At 40.5% G+C, this 5,275-nt stretch carries 5 protein-coding genes; 4 read left to right on the top strand and 1 reads right to left on the bottom strand.

Features of this window, described 5'->3' with window-relative positions:
- From BM122_RS20110 to BM122_RS20100, 4 genes are all read left to right on the top strand, one after another.
- The coding region (locus tag BM122_RS20110) for a DUF4915 domain-containing protein (protein ID WP_143083572.1) at positions 1 to 246 on the top strand (246 nt) is incomplete at its 5' end.
- Positions 247 to 1,647: 1,401 nt separating this feature from the next.
- A complete protein-coding gene (locus BM122_RS20105) occupies positions 1,648 to 2,070 on the top strand; it encodes a hypothetical protein (protein ID WP_074907323.1) in 423 nt (140 codons plus the stop codon).
- 501 nt (positions 2,071 to 2,571) lie between these two features.
- Positions 2,572 to 2,718, top strand: a complete 147-nt coding sequence (locus BM122_RS23730) for a hypothetical protein (RefSeq protein ID WP_177198232.1) — start codon at positions 2,572 to 2,574, stop codon at positions 2,716 to 2,718.
- 150 nt (positions 2,719 to 2,868) lie between these two features.
- The gene (locus BM122_RS20100; protein ID WP_074907321.1) at positions 2,869 to 4,539 is read left to right on the top strand and encodes a RecQ family ATP-dependent DNA helicase; all 1,671 of its coding nucleotides are present in this window, start codon (positions 2,869 to 2,871) and stop codon (positions 4,537 to 4,539) included.
- Positions 4,540 to 4,651: 112 nt separating this feature from the next.
- Here the strand turns inward: BM122_RS20100 and BM122_RS20095 are convergent.
- A partial coding sequence (locus BM122_RS20095) for a GGDEF domain-containing protein (protein ID WP_143083571.1) occupies positions 4,652 to 5,275 on the bottom strand: 624 nt, incomplete at its 5' end.

Here is a 5,275-nt window from a genome sequence, read left to right as displayed (position 1 = left end):
AAGCCACGCCACAATAAAACCTTTGGCGGTTTGGCGTTGGATGCCAACCTGAAATCACGCAATGCTGAAGCACGCTGCGGTGTGCAGGTGATCGACCTGCGTACCGGTGATGCGGTACATTGGCTGCGCATGGAAGGCATGGTTGACGAGCTTTATGATGTGGTTGCGTTGCCTGATATGCGCCGCCCGATGGCACTGGGTTTTAAGACTGATGAAATTCGTCGCGTGTTGAGTATTGACGCATAGTGTTACCTTCAATGAAGAAATCTTCGGCACAATAAAACTGTTTCTAACAGAAGGCGGATTCAAGTTTGAAGTGCAACTTTTATAAGGTTAACAAGAGGCAAGCTGCGATAACATCTAAGCTTCTTGCACGATCAAATAAAAGAAGCACAGACGAAAGACTGTCAGCAGCTTATCTGTGAGTAGCGATATTAGATTTACTGATTACGGAAAACGGGATTTAAGCAAAGAGAGATGCGAATGAAGTAGGCATGAACCAATCTACCTCTCACGCGAACTCAGGCGCAATAGAGGGCAGCGAGGCTGGCGCCCAAAACAGGCGCAGGAATTACGAGATAAACGTGTCAGGCAAAAAGCATAAGCCAGGCGATTTAGTCGGGATGACTGGAATAAAGTGGAGAGGATGATCCGACGGGATATGAGTCCTGAACAGGTATCCGCCCGACTTAAACTGGAAGATGAATTGGCAATCAGTCATGAAACTATTTAACGTGAGTTCGACATAAGATAAGCAGCAAAAGGAAACTAAATCCCTGATATAAATAGTTTTTGAAAAAGAGTTTCATCATTATTCGTGAGGAGAAATCATCACTTAATATTAGAGAGATCTCTGCATAATTAGCTTTTGGGTAATTTAGTATTTTTGACTAATTGATTTTATGAGTTACACATACCGAGAAAAAACTCTAAAAATACAACTATGCGGAGGTCTCCTGGTTTGACTATTGCCAGTCACAAACCTTCAAAGCTTAGAAATGACGAATGAATTGAGAAGGGCCCGGTGAGTAGAGAGGACAACCCACCGGGTTGCAAAGGAATATGATAAGTATCAATACAGCAATCACTAGAATTACCTTGATACAAATTTTTTATCGGCCAGGTAGAAAAAAGCTTTAGCATATTTTTATAGCACTCAAAATAAGCATTATCCATACTCAAGATAAGGCTGTTATCCACAGCCTTATCCACGGAAAATGTGGATAACGAGCAAACCTAGCAAGATGAATACCTTTAAAATTATGGGCATCACACACAGCAATTCTTATTGTTCCCATACTGCTCTATGTTTCAATAGGTCGCATCATCGCGAGACTAGAATCACAAGAAGAACAAATCGCACAAAAAGAAATCAAATAAATTAAAGTAGCGGGGTCGATATCACTAAACAATCAAGCCAACTCTCAACAACCAATAGAATCAATACACTTAGTCAATCCTGCCGTATTGGAACAAGCGGATTAGACTAAAACTTCATCCTATATATCAAGCAAGGCAAGCTATAGATTAGCTACACAACGCTAAACACCTCGTTATTGCAGCCATAAAGTATTGTTTCGTTGTTAAAACATAGGTTGCCTGATGAAAGCTCGGTAATTGTAGCGGCAACTTTACAAGGAGCTAATAATGAAAAAGGAACATGGCAACATCAAAGCTAAATCAAATCGTGATTACTCCACAATTCTTCGCCAGTTTTGCAATCAAAAAAACTATTCTGGCGTATTGCTGGTCGATTATGGGACATACGATAATCTATTATACAAGAATGAAACTCATATTATTGCGCCAATACCCCAGCAATTAAATTATCTAGATAAGGTAATTATTGCCCCCTCTGTGGATGAACATAACACGACTGTTGCTCTTGAGTATGGCTCACTTTTTGCAGTTATCAATATGCTTGAAAATCAGCATGGCGAGATAGAAGAGCTTGAGCCAGGTTATTCAGTTATTACAATAAATTATCTTTGCCAATTAACAGATGATATTGTAAACGGCAGGCAAGAGCAGCTCCAATTCATATTGCCGCCACCTAAAAATCTTCAATAGAATTTCTTTAATTCTGAAAGCCATCGGCGAGAATTAAAGGTTTCCAAAAGAAAACGAAGGTGCCGAGGGAATCGATACCGCCCAAGTACGCCATGTAATACGGCTGAGCTTGTTGGCACCCGAAATTATCGAACGATTGATCAGCACGTCGGGTGTAGTGCTGGAGCAAGTAATGCGGGGCACATGGACGTACTCATGGAGGGATCAAATCCGTGTACATTTGCCGTTGGCATGACATGCTACTTACTTAAGGCCGCCTTCGGATGGTATTTTTTTGCTTTCCATTAATGAGATGGTTGACCATAATTATTACCCAATCCATTACATTGAATGTTGTAGCACTTTTTTATCGCTATCTTTGATGAACTTAGCTTTTGCGGCTGAATCAGAAGAGAATATTGCTACAACTTTAAATTTTGACCATAAGTAATTAGATCAGCTCCTTCAGGTAAGAGAATTTCATTCTTTAAACAAGATGATTTAGCTAAAGCCGATCCAGATATGTTTATTTATCATGAGATACCTAAAAATCATGATAAAAATCCTTTCAACGACATTGGATTTATACCTGATCAAATTGAGGAAGTTAATGAAATTTTATCTGCTAAGGTGGGATATAAATTTAGCTTATCTGTAGAAGAAATATAAAGTTTAAATGCATTGAAAGAGAGATCTGTTAATTGGGGTAAGCCTCAGTTAATAAATGAAGGAACAAGGATTATTAACCTCAAAGACTTACGGTCATCCACTCTGCCTTCCACATCATAATATAACATTGATAAGTAAAACCTCTATCCTATGAGTCAACGCTCTGGTAAGCGTTTAAACCTTACTAAAACCGGCCTCAAACGTTTATTACGCAATCGATTCGGATTAAATGAATTCCGACCTGGACAAGAAAAAGTCATTCAAAACGTTCTGCAAGGCATTGATACATTAGCCGTGATGCCTACCGGTGCTGGAAAGTCTCTTTGTTATCAACTTTCGAGCTTGGCTTTGCCGGGAGTAACGGTGGTGATCTCTCCTTTAATCGCATTAATGGACGATCAAGCCAAAAAGCTTGAAGACCATGGGGTAGACATTGCCGTACTCAACAGCACAAAAAGTCGATTAGATGAAATGCAGGCTCTGAATGAGATCGCTGAAGAAAAAGATGAGATCATTTTTCTAACGCCAGAGAGGTTACAAACGCCCGAGGTTTTAAAACATTTATCAAATATACTGATTGATATATTGGTAATTGATGAGGCTCACTGCATCTCTCAATGGGGGCATGATTTCCGACCAGCCTTTCTAGAAATTCCATACGTACTTAAATCGCTCGGCAATCCTCCTATTCTCGCTTTAACTGCTACAGCAACAGAAGAGGTTGCTCAGGATATTTGCACTCAGCTTGGCAGACCGCAAATGAAGGTAATCAATGCTAGTGTTTATCGCCCTAACTTACATTTTTCTGTTAAACAAGTAAGTAAAGAATCTGAAAAAATGGAGGAGCTTGAACGGATATTGCAAAATGTCAAAGGTTCAATAATTATTTATACTGCTACAGTGAAAGCTGCCGAGGCTGTGTATGGCCATTTGCGGCAAGCAAACTATCCCGTACAAATTTATCATGGACGGATGCGCTCGGAACAACGGCATCTAGCTCAAGATCAATTTATGACACTATCAAATAATATCATGGTGGCCACGAACGCTTTCGGTTTGGGCATAGATAAACCTGACGTCCGAGCAGTAATACATTATCAAATGCCATCCTCTGTCGAGGCTTATTATCAAGAAGCAGGCCGAGCAGGACGGGATAACCAAATAGCAAAATGCATTTTACTATTTGATCATAATGATCGGCGCATTCAGAATTTCTTTCTTGCAGGCCATTACATCACCCCCTCAGATATTCAGCAACTATGGCAAACATTGATTGAATCTGCCACTTCACTTAAAACAGTATCTGAGTTGGTTAAATATGCCAAAACACTGCCCTCTGTAAAAATACGTGTTGTACTTAAAGCCCTGCGTGATGACGGGTTGGTAAAGGTTGAGCGTGGTAAATATGTTCTGCTTCAGAAAAAATTAAGTGATGAGGATGCTGTTCGGATAGCAGCAAATTACAATCAACGATATGAGAATGATCGTATTAAGTTAGAGCAGTTAATTTCTTATGCTTTTAATGCTCGTTGCCGCTGGCTCAATATAGTGGAATATTTTGGTGAAAAATTTAATTTAGCCAATTGCGGTACTTGTGACAACTGTATTAATCCTCCAGTTGCTGTAGAAGAAAATGACCCGGCGATCATTCCAAAACTTCAATCCTCTTTTAAAAAATCAAAATTTGAACTCGGACAAAAAGTGAAGGTACGCAAATATGGAGAGGGTTCGATAACTGCTATCGCCGGGGAGATTATTACAATTATTTTTTCGGATGGGGTTAATCGATCATTTTTGAGCTCATCAATTAAATTGGACTAGCTCAGATCAGACTCCCTCAAGCTCTTCCAGCCGCAGTGTAATGATTCTTATGTCGAACTCACGTTATTTAATGATTGAGTTAATTTATTATTAGGCTCTGGTACATATATTATTACTGCCTCTTTGAAGCTTTTGGCAAATATGCACAATCCGAAGAAAAAAATCTACTGCAGTTTCGCCCTGCATTCTTGGCAGTATACAGGGCTTGATCTGCACGCTGAATGAGGCGATCAAGGGTATCTTCGTGAATCATCATTTCGGCGACGCCCACGCTGATCGTCACTATAATTTTTCTACCATTGGCGATTTCGCGAGAAGCACTTATTCCTTTACGCAAATGTTCTGCAGCGGCAAGCGCTTCATGAACAGTGGTGTTCGGAAGTGTCACAATAAACTCTTCGCCACCATAGCGAGCGAGAACATCCGTTTCTCGCACGTGTTCACTGATGACTTGAGCAACATGCCTAAGGACAGTATCGCCAAATTGATGTCCGTATTTGTCGTTAATCTGCTTGAAATGATCAATGTCAAAAATAAAAACAGAAAGTGGGGTCTGGTACCTTCGTGCCAAGTTGAACAGTTTCCGACTCAGTTCATAAAAGTATCGCCGATTGTTCAGTCTGGTAAGCTCATCCGTACGCGCCTTAAGTTGTTCGCGCCCAAATGCCTGCTGCAGCTCTCGATTCGCCACCTCAATGGTCAAGTTGGCCCGATGCAACTCATCCTCCGCCTTTTT

It is taken from the genome of Nitrosomonas communis, assembly GCF_900114745.1.
GTDB classification, from domain to species: Bacteria; Pseudomonadota; Gammaproteobacteria; order Burkholderiales; family Nitrosomonadaceae; genus Nitrosomonas; species Nitrosomonas communis_A.
Note: the sequence above shows the minus strand (reverse complement) of the source record. Positions and strands in the feature narration are given on the sequence as shown.

Excerpts from the sequence above, each read along its gene's own strand:
- BM122_RS20105 (WP_074907323.1), top strand. The coding sequence starts at position 1,648 with ATGAAAAAGGAACATGGCAACATCAAAGCTAAATCAAATCGTGATTAC.
- BM122_RS23730 (WP_177198232.1), top strand. The coding sequence starts at position 2,572 with ATGTTTATTTATCATGAGATACCTAAAAATCATGATAAAAATCCTTTC.
- BM122_RS20100 (WP_074907321.1), top strand. The coding sequence starts at position 2,869 with ATGAGTCAACGCTCTGGTAAGCGTTTAAACCTTACTAAAACCGGCCTC.